The 950-nt window shown below is 49.7% G+C and carries 3 protein-coding genes; all 3 read right to left on the bottom strand.

Features of this window, described 5'->3' with window-relative positions:
• On the bottom strand, positions 1 to 195 hold a 195-nt coding region (locus PSI23_RS21565; RefSeq protein ID WP_273556991.1), incomplete at its 3' end, for a terminase small subunit.
• Between the two features lie 38 nt (positions 196 to 233).
• On the bottom strand, positions 234 to 689 hold the full coding sequence (locus PSI23_RS21560; RefSeq protein ID WP_273556990.1) for a lysis protein: 456 nt from the start codon (positions 687 to 689) through the stop codon (positions 234 to 236).
• On the bottom strand, positions 686 to 950 hold a 265-nt coding region (locus PSI23_RS21555; RefSeq protein ID WP_273556989.1), incomplete at its 5' end, for a lysozyme. The genes PSI23_RS21555 and PSI23_RS21560, both read right to left, overlap by 4 nt.

Raw genomic sequence — 950 nt, 5'->3', positions numbered from 1 at the left:
CAGTTGTTTGTTGCGCGCCTGTTTCAGCTCATCGATCAGCGCAACAACATAGGGTTTTTGCATCAACTGATAGCCCAGTTCGCTGGCGCGTCGTGGGCTATAACCGGCTCTAATTGCCGCCTGCGTTGCGTTTAAATCGACCAGATATTCCCGACAAAACGTTTTTTGTTTTGTCGTCATTTTTTGTCGGGTCATTTTCTTGGCTCCTTAAAAAGAAAAAGCCCCAGAGTTTGCTAGGGGCTTTGACACTGTGTTTTGATATATTCCTGCAACCCCAAGATCATTTGCTCTGAGGTGGCAATGTGCTCTCTGAGTAGCCAATAATTTCGGATAGCGGTGTCTGTAGGTCGGGCGGTGTCTGCATCATCCATGCCGGAGGGGGCAGCGGCTTTAGACACTGGACACTTGGCTTTGATGTACACCCGTTCAGGGTGAGCAAGAGAAGCAGTATGCAGCCTGTCGATTTCAGTCTTGGCATGGGCGAGTTCCTGAGTGTGTCGGTTATCCAGTTCGTGCAGCATTTCAATGTGCGTGTTCTGGTAGTTAATGGTGTCGGTCAGTTGCTGGATTTCGGTTGCTTGGTCACTATTGACCTGCTTTTGTTCCTTATATCCAGAACGGTAGAAGTAAGCCACCACAGAGGCAACAATCAACGCAATAACAGTGCCGTAGGTAAAATTGAACCTCATTCATCCAACCCCCAGCATGTTAATTCCGATTCCTGAGCGCGCCGCTCTACCTGACCGTAACAGCCGTTCGCTTGGCCTTTGGTCTGTCGGCAGTCTCGGCCACCGTCAAATACCCAACGCTTGATTTCGGCACATGCCCCTTTTTTGTCTCCGGCATTCAACTTACGGTAGAACGTGGAAGAGAAGCATTTACCGGGACCAATGTTGTACGGGCAGAAACTGGCAATACCTGCTATCTGGGGTTCAGTCAGTGGCACTTTG

This window comes from Xenorhabdus yunnanensis, assembly GCF_028598805.1.
Taxonomy (GTDB): domain Bacteria; phylum Pseudomonadota; class Gammaproteobacteria; order Enterobacterales; family Enterobacteriaceae; genus Xenorhabdus; species Xenorhabdus yunnanensis.
This window is presented reverse-complemented; position numbering and strand designations above follow the sequence as displayed.

Excerpts from the sequence above, each read along its gene's own strand:
- PSI23_RS21560 (WP_273556990.1), bottom strand. The coding sequence starts at position 689 with ATGAGGTTCAATTTTACCTACGGCACTGTTATTGCGTTGATTGTTGCC.